Below are 18254 nucleotides of genomic sequence, written 5' to 3'. Positions count from 1 at the left end.
AGACATGCGTTTACCGCCTGACCTTCGACGAGCACCGTGCAGGCCCCGCACTCTCCCTCGCCGCAGCCTTCCTTAGCCCCCGTGAGACTCAGGTCTTCCCGTAGCACGTCGAGTAGCGTGGCCGATGGCTTGACCCGGAGCCTATATTCTTTGCTGTTAACTTTCATATCTATTTCTTTCATCCCGTCCTCCCTATGGGTTGAACACTTGATTAAGTGCCCTTTTCGTCATGGCATAGACCATATCGCAACGGTATTCCAGTGACGCCCTGTGATCGTCTATGGGGCTACACTGTGTAATCGCGTTTCGTGCAGCCTCGTCAATGAGCTCACGGGTGATCTTCTTGTCCCGGAGCATATCTTCCGCAACAGGCGCCCTGACCGGTGTCGGCGCAACCGCTCCAAGGGCAATCTTCACGTCTTTACAGATGCCGCCCTCAGACACTCCGGCAACGGCGACACCCACGATCGCAAGGTCCATTGAATGACGTGGCGAAAGTTTCAGGTACACGCCACGGCTTTGATCCACGGGTTTTGGCACGTCTATCTCGGTGACCATTTCATCGGGACTGAGAGCTGTTTTACGGGGACCGAGAAAAAAGCGGTCCATAGGTACCGTCCTTTCCCCCGCAGCTCCTTTGATTTTGACGATAGCACCGAGCACCATGAGCGACGGGGCGCTGTCCGCAGACGGAACGGCGCTGCAGATATTGCCGGCAAAAGTACCCCGGTTACGCACCTGGGGGGAGGCCATGCTGAGCGCTGCCTCTACAAGGAGCGGGTAATGCTCACCCACAACGGGTGATCGGGCGAGCGCGCTCACTGTTGCCAGTGACCCTATTTTCAAACCCGTCCGAGGGCTGTACGAAATAATGTCGAGTTTGGGAATGCCCTTGAGGTCAATCACGAATTGAGGGACGGCGATCTCCCTTCTCTTAAGCTGTACGATAAGATCGGTACCGCCGGCCAGAAGCTTGGCCGTGTCTTTATACTCCGCGAGTGCCTTTAAGGCCTCCCGGATTGTCTTCGGCGCAAGATAATTGAATCGTGGTAATCTCCGGTAAAATAGGGCAGCCATGATCGACTCCTTTTATGAATATTGTGAGTCAAAAAATATATACACGTCTGTATAGTTTCATGGAAACAACTATAAAAAATCTTTACACAGTTGTCAAGTAATTTTGGCTGATAAATAAAGCTTTTATAAGATACGAGCCCTTGATTTTCGGACCAAAAAATGTTGACAAATAGCCGGGTGATTGCTATACAATACCATGCTTGAACGGTTCGAGCGCCGTAAACAGTCGCTGTCAGGGCGGGGCCATGCCAGTCAGTAAGCGAGAAAGGGCGTCCCATAAAAAAAGGGACAAAATAATGCAGGCCACCATCCGGCTCCTGCTCAAGAAGGGCGGTGCGGTCTTCGCCTCAACAACGGACATTTGCCGAGCGGCGGGTCTCACCCGGCCCACCCTGTACCACTATTTCGGTAGCAAACGAAACCTCCTTCTGTCGGTACACATGGAGGCCATCGGCAGGGATTTAAAGCCTTATATGGCAGAAGCCCTCACCATGGGCGATCCCCTCGAACGCCTGAAGTTCATGGTGGGCGCCTACGCGAGGGACATCTGCCTCCATCCCGAGCTCAAGATCCTCATCCATGATACCCTTACCATGAAAGACAGATATTTTCGTGAAGTCCGGGGCGAATGGAAAAAACACTATATCCTGCTCCGTGACACCATCATCGAGCTTCAATCAAAGGGGACGGTAAATAACGGGATCAAACCATCCTGGGCCGCTCTCTTCGTTCTCGGCATGCTCACCTGGGTTACGTACTGGTTCGACTATGACCGGAAAGACAAGATCGACGAGATTGCTGAGCTCGCCCAGGAGTTCGTGCTGCACGGGCTCGGCGTGAAGGGATAATCTTGCCCGTTTTGCGGGTCGGATATCACGCTTACAGGCATTTAGTAATTTCGCGAATATCCTTCACATCTTCGAGATGCAAGATGAGGTCTGTGACTCTATGCAGGTCTTTTTCCGAAATCCTTTTTGCCGTATGTGTGGCGCAATCCATGAATTTTGCGACAAGCATCTCATCACTTATGGGATGCTCGGGGTGCCCGTAAGGAAACTCAACCGCTTTTGAGAATACCCCGTCCCTCGTTTTCATCTGCACGAAACCTTTGGTCGCATCCTTTCGAGTCAGCCTGTCGTTCAGTTCGTAGGTGACCTTGTGTGCGGCTGCGAGCACGTCCTTGTTTTCAAATGCCTGCGCGGTGAAATGGTCGAGATTCACTTTGCCGTGCGTTAAAGCCGTGGCTACTACGAAGGGTATGCTAAATTTGGCGTCAATAGCCGTTACCGGGTGTCGTTTGCGGTCGGAAGGCTCGCAGAGCACCTTGTTCACCGGACCCACCACAACCTTGATTTCTTCAACATCGGCCGCGTTCACATGGTGAGTCTTGAGGAGCTCGAGAAGCCCATCTATATATGAATGCGTAAACCTGCAGCTTGGCCACGGTTTAAAGCTCACCCGGGCACCCTCAAAAGTCTTCCCCAGACCGTTCGTGAGTTTGAGCCTATCGTAGTTACCTTTTGCGTACATGTTGAAGAACCCTGCTTTGCCCTCGAAGGGCTCCTTGAATCCGGTAATCCCCCTCTTGGCGAGTAGCGCCGAGATGAGACCGGCCTTGGCCGAAAAAGCGTCCCGTATCCCTCTGATAACCGAATCGGGGTTGTATGCGAGCTCCGCGCTCCCCGTCGCCTGACACAGGGCCAGGGAAAAGGCATCGAGGATCTGACCCGGGTTCAGGGCGATGAGCTTACTCGCGGCCGCCGCCCCTCCGAAGGCAGCAAGAACCGGCGGCGTATACCAGCCGTACTGGAGAAGGTCCTCGTTCAAGGCGAGGCCGAGCCTGCATGATACGTCGTTCCCCACTGCCACCGCCGCGATCAACTCCCTGCCGCTCACATTCCCCAAGGATTCGGCAAGGGCCAAGGCCACAGGCACCGTGGTGGCGCTGGGGTGGACCAGGGCCTCATCATGAGAATCCTCGAAATCGAGTGCGTGGGTCATTGAACCATTGGCAAAAACCGCCATGGACAAGGGTGCCTTCACGCCGAAACCAACGATGGTGCTCTGCTTCTTTCCGCCCTCGGAAAGAGCCATATTTACAAATTCCTTGCAGCCTTCTCCCAGCGTGCCGGCGGCAAGCATCACGCCTATGGTGTCAAGCACGCTATTCTTGGAGACATGCACCACGGCATCGTCCAGATCTTCATAACGAATCTGTGCTGTGTGCTCCGCCAGCGCTTGCGATTCTCTCATGCCCTGACCTCCTGGTTCACGGTTATTTCTATAATAGGCCAATTCTCGTGTCAAGTTTAATCGTTGTCGTGATGTGAGTTCACCGCACCGAGCGAAGAGCGACCAGCTTTTTCCGAAACTGGCACCCCTGTGAAGATCGGTTTGGATAATAAGACCGAAGAGTCGTAAAACGCTATCGGATGGGTTGAGAACCGGAACCCAATTATCCTCTGCGAAGTGCGAGTCAATTCAATACTTAGCGACTGCTACCGAAAATTCCGGCTCCTACTGGAAATTCCGGTGTGAAGTGGCCGACGGCTTGGAGTTAAAAGATGGATATACGATGGGCTTACCCGTCTTACTAACCCGAAACCGGGGTTACATCCTGAGAATAGGTTTGCCGGGCACCCACGCGTTGATAATGAGTTAAAGAGCAACCAATTAACACAGTGGGTGGTAAATATTGAAGGGCATAAGACGCGGCAGAACGCGTATAGACGCTTTCCCGGTACCAAGCCGTCGGCCGGACACCATACCCCACAGTTCAAGCACCATCGCCTTCAGTGGCGCGAACTCAGGAAAATTCGATCAGGAAAAGATACGAACAGCGCGTCCCGCGAGCATCAAGAACATCCTCGGAAACACGCCCATATGGATGAGCGCAAAGACACACACCAGCATAACAAATCCATACTGAGGGCCGACGTTGATTTGGCCAAGCTCGCGCACAGGCTCCTTGAAGTACATGTACATCATGACCCTGAGGTAGTAGTACACGGCCACCACGCTGTTTAAGACGCCGATGACGGCAAGCCAGTAATACCCGGCCTTTACCGCAGCGCTGAACACATAGAACTTACCGGCGAATCCGGCAAGCGGCGGTATGCCCGCAAGGGACAAAAGGAAGATGCTCATGCAGAGCGCGATGAAGGGATGGCGGGCGCCAAGACCTGCGTAACTGTCGATGTCGGTATTCTCCTCACCTTTTTTTCCGAGGGCAATCACCGCGGTGAAAGCCCCGATGTTCATGAAGGCATAGACGAGGAGATAGAAGAGCACACTTGAGATAAGCTCTCTGTCGCCGGTGATGAAGGCAACGAGGATATATCCTGCATGTGCGATGCTTGAATATGCGAGCATACGCTTGATATCGTGCTGGACGAGGGCCGTAATGTTCCCCACGCTCATAGTCAAGACGGCGATAATCCAGATGATGTTGGTCCACCCCACGGCACCGAAGGGAAGCAGCGCCGTATAAAAGACGCGAACGAGCGCGCCGAATGCGGCCGCCTTCACTCCCGTCGCCATGTAGGCGGTGATCGACGTAGGGGCTCCTTCATACACATCCGGTGTCCACATGTGGAAAGGAACCGAAGCGATCTTGAAACCGAAACCGACAATAAGGAGGCCCATGCCGATAATGAACATCTGGGGTGCGAAGGGTTGGTGCATGAGAAAGTACTCTTTGAGCTCGACCACATCGATGATCCCCGTTGAGCCATATATGAGAGCCATTCCATAAAGGAGAAAACTTGTGGCGAACGCGCCCAAAAGAAAGTATTTGAGCGACGATTCGACCGATTTCAGATTGCTCCTGAGCAGGGCGCAGAGGATATAGATCGCAATGGACATTGCCTCAAGACCTATGAAGATGGTAATGAAGTTGTGGGAAGAGACCATGATCATCATCCCGAGCACACCGAACATGAGCAGGGCGTAATATTCTCCCGATCCGATCCTCTCGTCTCTTGCGTATCGCAGGGATATGATAGTTATGAGAATGAGAATGATGAGGAAGGTAGCTTTGAAGAAGGCGCCGTAGTTATCCACTGTGTAAAGTCTGTTAAACAGATCGAAGTTCGTCCCTTTAACACAGAAGAGGCAGGCAAGCGTGGAAACCGAACCTATAAGGCTCACTATGCCGGAGGCGCGGGACGCGGCCGGGCCTTTTCCGAACGCGCCGATGAGAAGCAAGAGAAGCGCCCAGCCGGTAAGCAGGACTTCAGGGAGTATCCATTTGAACTCTGTCACGGGAATAGCCACGTCGATCAACCGGCACCTCTAATTTTTCAAATTCTGTACGGTAGTCTTTCCCATTGCAGACGCGTCAGGGACCTGACCTACCGTCCTGTACTGCGCGTTTCTCGCCTTCACAAAAGAAAGGTATTGCGCCACGCTCGTATCCATCTTGCTGAAGAACATCTTGGGGTAGACACCCATGAGGATAATAAAAAAGACCATAGTCACGAGTATCAACACCTCACGCTTTCCCAGGTCCTTGAGTTTCCTGTTCTCTTCTTTGGTAACAACCCCGAACATGACCCGCTGGAACATCCAGAGCATGTATGCTGCGCCCAATATGACGCCCGTGGTGGCCAGTACACCGTACCACATGTTACTCTTGAAGGCGCCGAGCAGTATGAGAAATTCTCCCACGAAGCCGTTGGTACCCGGCAGCGCAATGGAAGAGAGAGTGATGATCATGAAGAAGGTCGCGAACACCGGCATCACCCTGGCGAGGCCACCGAAATCTGCGATCATCCGCGTGTGCCTCCTCTCGTAGATCATGCCTACGACGAGGAAGAGCCCACCCGTGCTTATGCCGTGGTTGAGCATTTGATAGATGCTTCCCTCAGCGCCCTGCATGTTAAAGGCAAACATACCGAGCATCACGTAGCCGAGATGGCTCACGCTGGAGAAGGCGATGAGCCTCTTGAGATCCGGCTGCATCATGCTCACAAGAGCACCATAAATGATGCCGATCACGGCAAGCGTCGAGATGAGGGGGATCGCGTCGTACGCCGCAGCCGGGAAAAGCGGGATGGCGAATCGGAGAAAACCGTAGGTGCCCATTTTGAGGAGCACGCCGGCCAGGATCACACTGCCAGCCGTGGGGGCCTCCGTATGCGCATCCGGCAGCCACGTGTGAAGGGGAAACATGGGGACTTTGATGGCGAATGAAAGGGCAAAGGCACCGAAGAACCAATACTGCTTGACAACGGGAATGCTTGCCTGGTAGAGATCGAGCACGTTGAAGGTGTAGACGCCCGTGGCCCTGTAATTGAGGAAGTAGAGGGCAATGATGGCGATGAGCATGAGCACGCTACCCGCCATGGTAAAGAGGAAAAATTTGATGGCGGCGTAAATTCTTCTCGGGCCGCCCCAGATACCGATCAGGAGGTACATGGGGATAAGCATGAGCTCCCAGAAAATGTAAAAAAGCACCAGATCGAGCGCGCAGAGTGTACCGATCATGGCCGTTTCAAGAAAGAGGAACGTAATGTAGTATTCCTTGACCCTTACTTCGATGGCCTTCCATGAGCACAGCACGCAGATAACCGTGAGAAAGGTGGTGAGCAGGATGAGAAGCAGACTGATCCCATCGATGCCCACGAAGTAGCTAATCCCCCATTCGGGGAACCAGGGCACCTTTTCCACGAATTGCATGCCTTTGGCCCGATCGTCAAAGAAGAAGAAAAGGGGCAGGGAGACCCCGAACTCAACAATTGATAAGACAAGCGTGAACACTTTGATGAAGAGGGGCTTATTCCGGTCAGCAAAAAGCAGAATGACCGCGCCAAGGAGGGGAAAGAATATGAGAAACGTGAGTATGGGAACTGACATTACGGTCATGGCCGCACCTTCATGAGAGTATTCTCGAAATGAGGTAGCCGATAACGACGATAGCGCCCAGGATCATAGCAAAGGCGTAGCCCTGGACAAGGCCATTCTGGACCCGTCGGATGAGCCCACCCAAGGCGGACATAAGGGATGCGACGCCGTTGATCGCGCCGTCGATGATCGACTCATCGACAAAATTCTTGCACATGGTTCCAATCCTCAAAAGACCTTTGACGAAAACAAATCCATAGACCTCATCGACAAAATATTTGTTGTGCACAAGAGTGAAGAGACCCCGTTGTCTTTCTACAAAACGTCTCGGCAGTTCGGGGTTTTTCACGTAGAAAAGCCAGGCCACAAAGATACCGGCGAGCCCTATCGCGACCGCCAGGATCATAAGCATAAGTTCGGCGGAGCCTTCTATAGCGGGAGTACCAGATGACGAAGCGTAAGCATTACCCACGATACTGATACTCTTCGCCTGCATGATCTCAGCGTGCGCGTGTCCGAAGACCGGCTCCAGCCATTTTTCGATATGGTTGCCTCCGCCTAAAAGATGAGGTATGCCCACCCATCCCCCCACAATCGACAACACTGCGAGGATGGCGAGCGGTATTGTCATGATCTTCGGCGATTCATGGATATGATGTTTTACTTCCTCCGAAGCCCTGCATTCACCGTGGAAGGTATTGAAGAACATTCTGAACATATAGAACGCGGTGAGACCCGCGGTGATCGCGCCGAAAAGCCAGTACCAGATGTTGCCGCCGTTTCTAATATAGGCCATCCAGAGTATTTCGTCCTTGCTGAAAAATCCCGACAAACCTGGCACTCCCGCTATAGCGAGGCAGGCGATGAAGCATGTCCAGTAGGTGACGGGTATCTTTTTGCGGAGCCCACCCATCTTCCTCATATCCAGCTCGCCGCTCATGGCATGCATGACACTGCCTGCGGCAAGAAAGAGCAAGCCCTTGAAGAATGCATGGGTCATAAGGTGGAAGATACCGGCCGCGTAAGCGCCGACGCCCACCCCCACGAACATGTAGCCAAGCTGGCTCACCGTGGAATAGGCAAGCACCCGCTTGATGTCATACTGAGCGCAGCCTATGGTGGCGGCAAAAAAGGCAGTGAGGAATCCGATAGCGGCCACAATGGACATGGTCATCGGGGACATGATGTAAAAGAAGTTAAGCCGGGCGATCATATAAACGCCGGCAGTCACCATGGTGGCAGCGTGTATGAGGGAGCTGACCGGGGTGGGACCTTCCATGGCGTCGGGCAGCCACACGTAGAGGGGTATCTGCGCCGATTTCCCTGTAGCGCCCACAAAGAAAAGGAGCGTGATCGCCGTTGCAAGCGCGGGGGTGATGAAATGGGCGTTGGCCTGGAGTTCAGAATATTTCAGCGTCCAGACACCCTTGTCCCCCAAGGTAGCAACGAGCAGGAAGATGCCGAGCAGAAATCCGAAGTCCCCGATCCTGTTCACGATGAAGGCCTTCTTACCCGCGTTGGACGCCGAGTCCTTCTCATACCAGAAACCGATCAGCAGGTACGAGCAGAGTCCCACGCCTTCCCATCCGACAAACATGAGCAGGATATTATCGGCGGTAACCAGGATGAGCATCATGAAGACGAAGAGGTTGAGGTAGGTGAAATACCGTCTGAAGCCCGCGTCGTCGTGCATGTAACCGGCTGAGTATATGTGAATCAGCGAGCCTACGCCGCTCACCACAAGACACATGATGATGGAGAGGGCGTCGATCCTGAATCCTATCTGCGTGTGAAAGTCACCGGCCACGATCCAATCGAAGGCGGTCTTCTCGAAGACCCTCGTCTCAGGAGACAGGCTGAGAAACTGGATAAAGACAATCGCCGATACAACGAAGGAGAAAATGACTGATAGGCAGGCGATCCATGCGGTAACCCCTTTTGAGAAGCGTATTCCGACAAGGCCATTAATAAGGAAGCCCACGAGGGGAAATACGGGGACGAGCCAGATGAAGTCAGCCATATATAAACTCCTCAGCCTTTGAGCAGGTGGATATCGTCGACATTGATCGTTCCTTTGAGTCTGAATATGAGCACAAATATAGCGAGGCCCACTGCCGCTTCGGCCGCGGCCACAGCCATGATAAAGAAAACAAAAACCACGCCGTCAAGGGAATTGAGAAAATTGCCTGAGGCGATGAACGTGAGGTTGACGGCGTTCAACATCAGCTCGATGCACATGAAAATGATAATCGCATTTCGGCGGGTAATTACGCCGATTGCACCGATCGTGAAGAGGACCGCACCGAGCGCGTAATAAAGTCCCTGTGGTATATCGGGCACCATCATTCCTCCTCGTCCTTTCTCTTCCTTGCAAGAACCACCGCACCCACGATGCCTAAAAGCAAGAGCACTGAGGCGATCTCAAAAACGAAGGCATACTTGCCGTAGAGCAGGCTCCCTACGGCGGCCGTATTGCCGACACTCGCGAGCATCTCAGGGGTATAGACGCCTTTCTTTCCAACATTCGCGTAGAACCTGATCCCTGCTATAATCTGCAGAAGTAGCGTCAGCGTTATGATGCCGCCGATGAGCTTCAGAAAGGAGCGCTTGACCGGAAGGCAGGAAGGGCCCTGCTCAAGATGAATGAGCATGATGATGAATAGCGTGAGCATCATGATGGCCCCGGCATATACCATGACCTGCGCCACGGCAATGAATGTTGCGTTCAAAAGCACATAGATGACGGCGATGGAAAAAAATGTCACCACCAGCCAGAGGGCGCTGTGAACCGGATTTTTCCTGGTCGCCATCATGAGGGCAGACCCTATGGCGGAAATCGCCATAACGATAAAGATGAACCATTTAAATCCCATGCCTACGGCGATCATTTCTTATCCTCATACATGGAAAGGAGTTTCTTTGTGTCGAGCACAAAATCTTCCTTGCGGTAGTAAGCCTGCTCGTAATTCTCTCCAAGATTAATGGCGCCTACCGGGCAGGCATCCTGACAGAACCCGCAGTAAATACAGCGCCACGGGTCAATCTCGTATTTCAGGGGATAGCGACTCCCATCGGGACGCTCCCCGATCTCGAGGGTAATGCAGGTATTGGGACAGACGGCCACGCACAGGCCGCAGGCCACACACGTGGTTTCACCGGACTCATTCTTTCTGAAGTAGTGTATGCCCCTCCACCGCGGCGGTACCTTATACTTCTTTTCCGGGTACTGGACGGTAACGGGCCGGGAGAAAAATCTCCGCAACGTAAGGGCCAATCCTTTCAGTAGCGGCCAAATCATCAAAGCACCCCCAGCGCAACAAGAAGGGACGTGCCCACCACGTTGATCAGGGTAGCGGGCAAGAGCACCTTCCATCCGAAGTGCATGATATGATCGTATCTTAAGCGGGGGAACGTGCCACGTTCCCAGATAAAGAAGAAGATGATCACAAAGACCTTGATCAAGAACCAGAGAGGACCGAGATAGATGGGCCCCGGCCCCAGGGAGCCGCCCAAAAAGAGCGTGGTCGCCACCGAGGCCACCACGAACATATGGGCATACTCGGCAATCATGAAGGTGGCGAACTTCATGCTGCTGTATTCGATATTGAAACCGCAGGCGAGCTCGCTTTCCGACTCGGGCATGTCGAAAGGCGTCCTGTTTATTTCAGCAAGCCCGGCCACAATATAGAAGATGAAACCGAACGGATATTTCCAGACGAACCACGAATGCCAGGAACCCTGCTGCGCCGCGACGATGTCGGTAAGTCGGAGCGATCCGGCCAGGATGATGGTGCCGATGACGGCGAGACCGAGGGCGACTTCGTAGCTTATCATCTGTGCAGCGGCCCTCAACGCTCCCAGGACCCCATATTTGCTGCCCGAGGCCCAGCCGCCGAGAACCACGCCGTACTCGCCGAGTGTGGCAAGCGCGAGCACGTAGAGAAGTCCCGCATCGATGTCGGCAATTACCATTTTGACCTGTCTGCCCCACATCACGATCGTTCCGCCAAAGGGGACCACCGCGAACATGGACAGAGCGGTGAAGAGGCAGATGCCTGGGGCAATGACGTAGAGCGGTTTATCAGCCTGGTCAGGTATGATGTCTTCCTTGAAGAAGGATTTTATGCCGTCCGCAATCGGCTGTAAGAGACCCCATGGACCGACCCTGTTGGGGCCTATGCGCACCTGTATCCACCCGAGCGCCTTCCTCTCCAAAAGTGTGGTGTAGGCCACGAAACCCATGAGAATAAGGGTCGCCAGAACAATTTTGATGATAATCTCAATCAATATGTATGCCTGCTCCATGTCCTAACCCTTTTTTATCGTGACCGGCACATGCTTTGCGTATTTCTCGAAAAGCCCAAGTATCTCCCGCCTGTTCTTCAACATCATATATTCGATGACACCCTTTTTGAGGCCTTCTTTGATGAAAATACGCTCCACAGTGGAACCCTGATCTGATTCCACCGTCACCTTATCGCCGTTCAAGATGTTCAATGAATCGGCGTCCTGACGCGAGATATAGAGCTTATTGCCCGCTACGGGCGGGTTATTTACGTATGCGATTTTTGAGTAGATCGCCTTGTCGCAGAAATGATGGTTCTGCAGGAGATTTCTGATAATAAGAGTGAAAGGCCGTTTGGTTGAGACCTCTTTCTTCTCTTGGGGAATAAGAAAGCGCGCACCGGTAGTTCTCTCGGACAATCTTTCTCCTTGAGCCTCGTCACCCGCCACAATCCCTCTTTTGCGTATACCGGTCATCGCTTCGGCCTCGCTGTGGTAGAGGCCACCGCAGAGTTTGTTGAGAAGCATTTTCAAGAACTCGAACCCCGGGGACGAATCCCCCCGGGCCCGTGTAATGGTGCGCAAAAACCCATCCTGGGCGATTGAACTGCCTTGTTTTTCCGCGAATGTTCCGGTCGGTATCAGCACCTTGGCATAATCCGACACGTAGGTGGGAACGGCATCGCAGACCGCAATGAAGTCTTTCTGTTTGAGCGCTTTTTCCACGAGTGATCCCGGCAGGTAATGAAACGGATCATCCTCGTAGATGAACAGGCCGCCTATACTTAAGTCATTGAGGACATTCTCAGGGGTGAGAGGGTTAATGAGGATCGACATGGCGCCGACCGCGTTAGATTGTATGGCCGTGGCCATGACAACGACTTTTTCTCCGATGCCTTTGAGATGGCACAGATTGATAAGCGCGGCAAGGCTATCGCTCGCCCCGCTCACTCCGGACCCTACGATGACGGCGACCTTTTCGGCCTTGGAAAAAAGGGCATAGAACCTGTCAAAGCCGGCCTCTTCGATGGCGCACTCTTTCAGGGCCTCATCTTTTCCGCTCTCTTTGAGTATGGACGCCAGTTCGGAAAACCCTTCCAGGGTGGCCGCCTGGGGGTGATCAAGATTATCGGCAACAAGCTTCCTACTAACGGCGTTAAAGAGAGAGGAATCTGTTCCGGGAGACGGCTTAAGCCAGACGTCGGCAATCCTTGTAAGACTTGCAGGAAGCGGATCGATAACAGCAATCCGAAGGCCCCTCTTCTTCACTGCCTCACGAACCTTATCGGCAAGGAGGTGATTATTGGCAAGCAGGTCCGCACCCGCCACCACGGCGAGGTCGCTGTCGAGCAGATCGTCATAACGATAGGTCACAGGAATTCCGGATTCACGGAAGGCGGAAAGGACCTTTCCCGTATGATACAGTCCGGCAGACGCCGTGACACTCATGGGGAAACACCCCGCGATCTGCAGAATCGTCTCGATCTCTTCGTTCGTGGCCCTCGGAGAGACGATAAAACCCGTCCGCTTTCCCGCCCTGTTAAGACGGGTTAGTCCTGCGGCCACAGCCTCCACGGCATCCGTAAGCTCACACGGGCGCGCATCTTCATTTTCTTTGAGCAGGGGTTTAGCGACGCGCGCCTGGTGGTTGGCAAAATCGTAGCCAAACCTCCCCATGACGCAGAGCGATCCCATATTGGGAGGTCTCTCCACATCGCTTATTACCTTGGTGATGAACCTGTTCTCGTAAACGTCCAGGGTGACGGAACATCCGAAACCGCAATGAGGACAGGTCGTGGCCTTTCGCCTGGTCTGCCACTTCCTGCTTTTGAGCGGACTTACCTGTTCCGTGAGCGCACCCACCGGACAGACAAAAAGACACTCGCCACAGGAGATGCACTCCTCGGGTCTCGCCGGCATCATCCTTGCCCTGATCCCTGTCTCTTCCAGGGCCAGTACCCCTCTTCCGGAGATTTCCCTGCACGCGTGAACGCAGCGAAGGCAGAGCACGCATCTTTCCTGCGAATACCGGATAAGCGGTGTGGCATAGGGTACCGCCTGACGAGCCTCTTTATCGGCGGCAAGATCGACTTTCTCGATGCTGTGGTCGAAGGTGCAATCCTGAAGCCTGCACTCGCCGCCCGCGTCGCATATGGGGCACTCGAGAGGATGATGGATAAGCAGGAACTTGAGGTATTCCTGCCGCATCCTGAAGAGCTTTTCGGATTTGGTAATAATCGAAAGGCCTTCCACTACGGTGGTAGTGCAGGAAGCCATGGGCTTCTCATATCCGTCGATCTCCACAATGCAAAGCCTGCACGAACCGATGGGGGAGAGGTTTTTATGCCAGCACAGCGTGGGTATGGTGATGCCGTTCTCCCGTGCCGCCTCCAGTATGGTTTTCCCTTCCTGAGTCCGTACCTCTTTGCCGTCTATGGTGAGCGTTATCATGCAGTTTCCCTTTTTCAAAGCGCGATCATGCCTATCCTGTAACAGCGAAGACAGCGCGATGCCTCGTCCATTGCCTCGTTTACTTTATATCCTTCTTCGACTTCATCGAAGGTCCATTTCCTCTTTTCGGGCTCCATGGCCTTGAGATGAAGTCTCTTCTTGTCGCCCACAATGCCGAGCTTTTCCTTTTTGTCATAGACCTTGATGTCTGCAAAGAAACGTACGAATCGCTCGCTCGTACGGGGTCTTGGCGTATCTCCTCGCAGATATTCATCGATCTTCCATGCCGCCCTCTTGCCGTTGCCGCAGGCGCGCACAAGCACATCCGGGCCGGTTTCGCAGTCACCGGCGGAAAAAACCCCTTTTACGGACGTCTCGAAGGTCTCCTGATCGACCTTAAAAGTATTCCATTTGGTGAACGCGAAGGACTCTTCTTTTTCAAGGAAGGAAAAATCGACCACCTGTCCGATGGCGGGTATGAGAATATCGGTCTCCATGACGAATTCAGAATCGGGTACCGGCACCGGTCTTCTCCGGCCGCTCGCATCCGGTTCGCCGAGCTCCATGCGGATGCATTCCACGCCGACGACTCGTCCGTCTTTCTCGATGATCCGCTTGGGATTACAGAGGTAATGGAACTCAACGCCCTCTTCCTCCGCCTCGTGAATCTCTACTGGGTCTGCGGGCATCTCTTTCTTTGTCCTTCGGTAGACGAGGTGTACATCCGGCTTGCCAACCCTGAAGGAGGACCTGACGCAGTCCATGGCCACGTTACCTCCGCCGACCACAACGACTTTCTTTCCTTCCGGGTACGGGTCTTTGCCCGTGTTGATATCGAGAAGATATTTGACGCCGGCAATAAATCCCCTGTAACCCTTGTCCTCGCCTTCGACGCCCATGGGCGAACTCCCGTGCGCGCCCACGCCGATGAATACCGCGTTAAACTCGCGCATAAGCTCGCCGATCGTCATGTCCCTTCCAATTGAGACACCGTACCGGATTTCTACGCCCAGAGATTCGAGAAAGGCGCCTTCGCCGGAGAGGATACTGCGCGGCAGACGATAATCGGGGATACCGACCGCTGCCATGCCACCCGGCTCACTCAAGCGCTCAAATACGGTGACGGCGTGTCCCATCTGTACAAGGTAGTAGGCGCAGGAGAGTCCGGCAGGTCCGGCACCGATCACGGCGACCTTCTTAGACGATTTCGGCGCATCCTCGGCTGAACTTCGCGCAAGAGACGGTTTGACATTCTTTTCTATCTCGTAATCGGCGGCGAATCGCTTCAGATGTTTGATGGCGACGGGTTCGTCGATGTTGGCCCTTCTACAATTCGATTCGCACGGCCTCACGCACACTCTGCCTAACGTGCCGGCGAGACATGTGCCACTACGAATGGTAGCCAGGGAGTCGGAGAACCTTTCTTCGTATATATCTTCCACGTATCTGGGGATGTTAAGTTGCGTGGGACAGACGCTCATGCACGGCGCGGTGACAGAGATCTGGTATGTCCCTTCACGCGCCGCCTGGCCGCTTCCAAGGGCACTCTCAAATCGGGGGGCAAAATATTGAAGGGCGTGCAAAACAGGCACAAAACCGGTCTGCCCGATCTGACATTTTGACCCATCCCGTATGGTGGCTGCGATTTGGCTGATCTTCTCTATATGGCCCACCCCGCCCTGGCCCGAAGCGATCTCTTTGAGCATATTCCAGATGACCTTGCTTCCTATCCTGCAAGGCAGGCACCTGCCGCAGGACTCTTTCTGCACGGCGCTCACATATTTGAGACACATGTCCACAATATCCACGGCTTCATCGCGGATGATGATGCCGTCCCATCCCATGAAGGCTTTGACAGAAACACCTTTTTCGAATTCATCGGGGAGCTTTACCTGAAGCGGGGCGCATTCATTGCTGGCTTTGCCCCTGTTATCGATTATCGTACCCTGCCATGAACTGAAAATCACGTCTGCCATATCTGTCCTTACTTATCTATCTCCCCTAACACCACGTCGACACTGCCTATAGCGGCGATCACGTCTGCCACAAGCGCTCCTTCAATCATCCTCGGAATAGAGGCGAGATTTAAGAATGACGGCGGACGGATACGGACCCTGTAAGGCCGGTTCGTCCCATCGCTTATAATATAGAAGCCGAGTTCGCCCTTGGAGGATTCGATCGACGCGTAGGCCTCTGTCTTCGGCGGCTCCACGCCATCTGCCATAAGTTTGAAATGGCGTATGAGGGCCGCCATGTCATTTTTTACGGACTCCTTTTCCGGCGGCACATGCTTAAGATCCGGTGCGCGTACCGGTCCTTTCGGGAGGTGATCCAGGGCCTGAGTGACGATCCTTGCCGATTGCCTCATTTCCTTGAGTCTCACGAGATACCTGTCGTACACATCGCCCTTATCCCCGAGCGGTATCTCAAAATCAAAGTCCTCGTAACTCGAATATGGGTAGGCCTTACGCACATCGTAATTGACGCCTGAGGCGCGCAGCACGGGGCCGGTGACGCTATAGTTTATGGCCTCTTGCGCGGAAATTAGCCCGATGCCTTGGGTCCTCTTTATCCATATGATGTTCTTCGTGAGCAGTGTTTCGTACTCATCGACCCTTCGGGGGAAATCATCGATGAAGATCCTCGCCTTTTCCATGAACTCATCGGGAAGATCTTCCCTTAAACCCCCAAAACGGATATAGTCAGGCATGAGCCTGGCCCCCGATACGGTCTCCAGGACCTTGAGACAGTTTTCCCTCTCCCGGAATCCGTAAAAGAAGAGCGTCATGGCGCCGATGTCCAGGGCATGCGTGGAAAGCCAGAGTATGTGGGCCGCTATCCTCTGGAGTTCGCTTAACATCACCCGGATGTACTGAGCCCTCTTCGGTATCTCGATACCGAGCAGTTTCTCGACCGCCAGACAATAGGCAAGGTTATTCGACATGCCGCTCGTATAGTCAAGTCTGTCGGTGAGCGGCTCCGACTGCCAGTACGTCTTGCTCTCCATGAGCTTTTCCACGCCGCGGTGGAGATATCCAATGTGAGGAGTGCTCTTTACAACTGTTTCGCCATCGAGCTCCAGGGCAAACCGGAGCACCCCGTGGGTTGCGGGATGCTGCGGTCCCATATTGAGCGTCATGTATTTGGTTTCTGTCATTTACTTCTTTCTTCCTCTAATGTCACGGTAAAGGGTTTGTCGTAGTCGCGCCCTTGAAGAGGGAAATCCTTTCTCAACGGATGGCCTTCAAAATCATCATCCGTGTAGATCCTGCGAAGATCGGGATGATTCACGAACTGCACGCCGAACATGTCGTATATCTCTCGCTCAAGCCATTCGGCCGCCTTAAAAAGATCGCTCACTGTGTCCATACCCGTCTGTCTGGTTCTCGTTTTTATCGTCACCCGTTTGTTGTTCCTCGTGGAGCGCAGAATATAGACGATCTCGAAGCGTGGCTCGGCCTCGGGGTAGTCCACGCCGAAAAGATCGACAAGCATATCGAAAGAGAGTCCGGGGTCGTTCTTGAGAAAAGAAATGAGATCACGCAGACTGTCCCTGCCCACCTTCACGACCGGCTCGCCGAAGGACAAATATGCCTCCGATATCTTCTGTCCGAATCTATCCGAAAGCGTTTTGAGAAGTTCCTGTTGCTCGCTCATGCCGTCTTTCCAGGTAATGTGATTAACGGTCTATCTTTTATCGTTTCCTTCTGGATTTTCTTCTGAAGTTCCATGAGGCCGGTAAGCAGGGCCTCGGGGCGCGGAGGGCATCCGGGAATATAGACGTCCACGGGAACGATCTGATCAACGCCCTGCACCACGCTGTAGGACCTGAATATGCCCCCTGACGAAGCGCAGGCGCCGAAGGCGATGACCCATTTGGGGTTAGGCATCTGCTCGTATATCCGTTTCACCATGGGCGCCATCTTTTTGGTGAGCGTTCCGGCTACAATCATGAGATCGGATTGCCTGGGCGACGGCCTGAAAACCTCAGCCCCGAAACGGGCGATATCGTACTCAGCCGAGCTTGCGACCATCATCTCCAATGCACAGCAGGCAAGGCCGAAGGTGACGGGAAAGAGGGAATTCTTTCGCGCCCAGTTGATGATAAAATCGACCATTTTTACGGGTACGCTATCTTCTATTCCCATTCCAATGCCCCTTTTTTCCATACATAGAGGTATCCTACGAAGAGGATGAAGACAAAGACCAGCATTTCCAGGAAGCCGAAGAGGCCAAGCCTTCTCGTGATAACTGCCCAGGGGTAGAGGAAGACGATCTCGATATCGAAAACCAGAAAGAGCATGGCCACGATGTAGTAGCGTATGGTCATGATCCTGCGCGTGGGACCGCTCGTTGTCATGCCGCACTCATAGGGGGCAAGCTTGGTTTTGTTTCTCGTCCTCTGACCAAACACGTAGGAAAGACCGATGATAAGAACTGCGAGAATGGCCGCAAAACACATCATTCCGAATATCGCAACATATTGGAACACGCCTTAACCTCTCAACAAGTGACGTCAGCCATCGATTTCAACAGGTGTTCTATTACGTTCTTTTTTTCACAATATCTATTATACATACCTGAATGGGGGGGTCTCT

The 18254-nt window shown here is 53.5% G+C and carries 17 protein-coding genes; 1 reads left to right on the top strand and 16 read right to left on the bottom strand.

Going from position 1 to position 18254, the window contains the following annotated elements; all coding sequences use genetic code 11:
- Window positions 1-182 (bottom strand): 2Fe-2S iron-sulfur cluster-binding protein (locus VMT62_07250; protein ID HVN96206.1); only part of this gene is annotated, 182 nt, incomplete at its 3' end.
- A 10-nt stretch (window positions 183-192) separates the two neighbouring features.
- On the bottom strand, window positions 193-1077 hold the full coding sequence (locus VMT62_07245) for a xanthine dehydrogenase family protein subunit M (GenBank protein HVN96205.1): 885 nt from the start codon (window positions 1075-1077) through the stop codon (window positions 193-195).
- 296 nt (window positions 1078-1373) lie between these two features.
- Between VMT62_07245 and VMT62_07240 the strand changes: the two genes are divergently transcribed.
- Window positions 1374-1925, top strand: a complete 552-nt coding sequence (locus VMT62_07240) for a TetR/AcrR family transcriptional regulator (GenBank protein HVN96204.1) — start codon at window positions 1374-1376, stop codon at window positions 1923-1925.
- 31 nt (window positions 1926-1956) lie between these two features.
- Here VMT62_07240 and VMT62_07235 read toward each other — a convergent pair whose 3' ends face one another.
- From VMT62_07235 to VMT62_07170, 14 genes are all read right to left on the bottom strand, one after another.
- Complete coding sequence (locus VMT62_07235) at window positions 1957-3330, bottom strand: MmgE/PrpD family protein (protein ID HVN96203.1); 1374 nt, start codon at window positions 3328-3330, stop codon at window positions 1957-1959.
- Between the two features lie 567 nt (window positions 3331-3897).
- Window positions 3898-5352, bottom strand: a complete 1455-nt coding sequence (locus VMT62_07230; protein HVN96202.1) for an NADH-quinone oxidoreductase subunit N — start codon at window positions 5350-5352, stop codon at window positions 3898-3900.
- Between the two features lie 18 nt (window positions 5353-5370).
- Window positions 5371-6942 carry an NADH-quinone oxidoreductase subunit M gene (locus tag VMT62_07225; GenBank protein HVN96201.1) on the bottom strand — a complete coding sequence of 524 codons (1572 nt, stop codon included), beginning with the start codon at window positions 6940-6942 and terminating at the stop codon, window positions 5371-5373.
- 10 nt (window positions 6943-6952) lie between these two features.
- Window positions 6953-8941: an NADH-quinone oxidoreductase subunit L gene (gene nuoL, locus VMT62_07220; GenBank protein HVN96200.1), complete on the bottom strand. Its 1989-nt coding sequence runs from the start codon at window positions 8939-8941 to the stop codon at window positions 6953-6955.
- An 11-nt stretch (window positions 8942-8952) separates the two neighbouring features.
- Window positions 8953-9267 carry an NADH-quinone oxidoreductase subunit NuoK gene (gene nuoK, locus VMT62_07215; GenBank protein HVN96199.1) on the bottom strand — a complete coding sequence of 105 codons (315 nt, stop codon included), beginning with the start codon at window positions 9265-9267 and terminating at the stop codon, window positions 8953-8955.
- The gene (locus VMT62_07210; protein ID HVN96198.1) at window positions 9264-9809 is read right to left on the bottom strand and encodes an NADH-quinone oxidoreductase subunit J; all 546 of its coding nucleotides are present in this window, start codon (window positions 9807-9809) and stop codon (window positions 9264-9266) included. The genes nuoK and VMT62_07210 overlap by 4 nt, the downstream gene beginning before the upstream one ends.
- Window positions 9806-10219: an NADH-quinone oxidoreductase subunit NuoI gene (nuoI, locus tag VMT62_07205; protein HVN96197.1), complete on the bottom strand. Its 414-nt coding sequence runs from the start codon at window positions 10217-10219 to the stop codon at window positions 9806-9808. The genes VMT62_07210 and nuoI overlap by 4 nt, the downstream gene beginning before the upstream one ends.
- Entirely contained in the window at window positions 10219-11226 is a 1008-nt protein-coding gene (gene nuoH / locus VMT62_07200; protein ID HVN96196.1) for an NADH-quinone oxidoreductase subunit NuoH, read from the bottom strand. Before nuoH ends, nuoI begins: the two co-directional genes overlap by 1 nt.
- 3 nt (window positions 11227-11229) lie before the next feature.
- Window positions 11230-13656 (bottom strand): 2Fe-2S iron-sulfur cluster-binding protein, encoded by a 2427-nt coding sequence (locus VMT62_07195; protein HVN96195.1) that lies wholly within the window; start codon window positions 13654-13656, stop codon window positions 11230-11232.
- Window positions 13657-13670: 14 nt separating this feature from the next.
- Entirely contained in the window at window positions 13671-15632 is a 1962-nt protein-coding gene (locus VMT62_07190; protein ID HVN96194.1) for an FAD-dependent oxidoreductase, read from the bottom strand.
- 8 nt (window positions 15633-15640) lie between these two features.
- The gene (gene nuoD / locus VMT62_07185; GenBank protein ID HVN96193.1) at window positions 15641-16813 is read right to left on the bottom strand and encodes an NADH dehydrogenase (quinone) subunit D; all 1173 of its coding nucleotides are present in this window, start codon (window positions 16811-16813) and stop codon (window positions 15641-15643) included.
- On the bottom strand, window positions 16810-17313 hold the full coding sequence (locus VMT62_07180; protein ID HVN96192.1) for an NADH-quinone oxidoreductase subunit C: 504 nt from the start codon (window positions 17311-17313) through the stop codon (window positions 16810-16812). Before VMT62_07180 ends, nuoD begins: the two co-directional genes overlap by 4 nt.
- Window positions 17310-17804, bottom strand: coding sequence for an NADH-quinone oxidoreductase subunit B family protein (locus VMT62_07175; GenBank protein HVN96191.1), 495 nt, complete (start codon window positions 17802-17804; stop codon window positions 17310-17312). Before VMT62_07175 ends, VMT62_07180 begins: the two co-directional genes overlap by 4 nt.
- Window positions 17795-18148: an NADH-quinone oxidoreductase subunit A gene (locus tag VMT62_07170; protein ID HVN96190.1), complete on the bottom strand. Its 354-nt coding sequence runs from the start codon at window positions 18146-18148 to the stop codon at window positions 17795-17797. Before VMT62_07170 ends, VMT62_07175 begins: the two co-directional genes overlap by 10 nt.
- Window positions 18149-18254: the final 106 nt, after the last annotated feature.

The organism is Syntrophorhabdaceae bacterium (assembly GCA_035541755.1).
Lineage (GTDB): Bacteria > Desulfobacterota > Syntrophorhabdia > Syntrophorhabdales > Syntrophorhabdaceae > PNOF01.
The sequence above is the reverse complement of the archived record's forward strand: the minus strand, read 5'-3'. Positions and strand labels throughout refer to the sequence as shown.